Annotated in this window: 1 protein-coding gene; it reads left to right on the forward strand. The window is 45.0% G+C overall.

Annotated features, from left to right (window positions below; all coding sequences use genetic code 11):
- Positions 1-685 precede the first annotated feature (685 nt).
- Positions 686-1,043, forward strand: a 358-nt coding sequence (locus ACFRAK_RS29725) for an ATP-binding cassette domain-containing protein (protein WP_394573297.1), incomplete at its 3' end; no start/stop codon positions are given.

Consider the following 1,043-nt stretch of genomic DNA (forward strand, 5'->3'; position numbering starts at 1 on the left):
AACCTACTAGCTGTGTGCTAGCAGGTTCTTCGTTTTGAGTTGTATTAATCTGCTCACATGCTTTATTTCCTCTAATGGCACCCAGACTGGCCCATAGACACTCCGCATCTTTAACAGATCTGTACAAGCATCTGGTATGCCTTGTAATACTGCGCCATCGATAAGGTATATCATCACGCTTTGCTTCTTCTTTATGGCTATCTTTAGTTCTTTATCCCACATTTGATTGATCACGCACCCATGACTAAAGTAATAATGTTAGTATATCAAAGATGGGTAAAATTTACTATATCCAATCATTTTATTTTATAGGTGAGATCGTGCAGTCACAGTGAATTGCCTATTTGACAATCGACGATGATCTGTTATACTAACCGTAATTTAATCCTAAAGAATGCGAGGTACCTCGTCCGATGAAGTAAGACACCCTTTTCTCGATACAACTGCATGTGAAGTTGCAGGCGTTTCTCTACGGTAGTAGAGGAGAGATTAGGTGTGTCTGAATAGGGTGATTGGGTGCCTTTTTTTGTGTTATAGCAGGCGCTCTGTATGGTGGGTCCTTTTTTGGTATACCCGCTATGAGTCCTTTGCTTCCTCAGAGTTATACCGTAGTCATCTCCATATCTGCCGCAGGCCGCCGCCTGTGGTTTTTTGATTTTTTCTCAAAGAGAGAGGATGAGGCTATATGACGATGATTCTAAAGGCTACGAATATAAGTATGGAATTGCATGGGAAAACACTGCTTGATCACATACAACTTGAGATTGCCGAAGGTGAGCGTATTGCCCTCTACGGTCGTAACGGAACCGGCAAATCAACCTTATTATCGATTCTGGCGGGAGAGAGGGCTCCGCAAACGGGCAGGGTTGAAGCCATCCTGTCCAGAGATCGCTGGGGCTGGCTGAGACAGCAGGATGAACCGAAGGAATCAGTTATGTGTGCCCTCGATGCGGCTCGCAGTCGCAGTCATGCTGCGCTGTGGGAACTGAAATCACAGATTGCAGGAGCTGAACGACAGATGAACGGGCTTGTCGATGTGAATG

It is taken from the genome of Peribacillus sp. NPDC056705, from assembly GCF_043656335.1.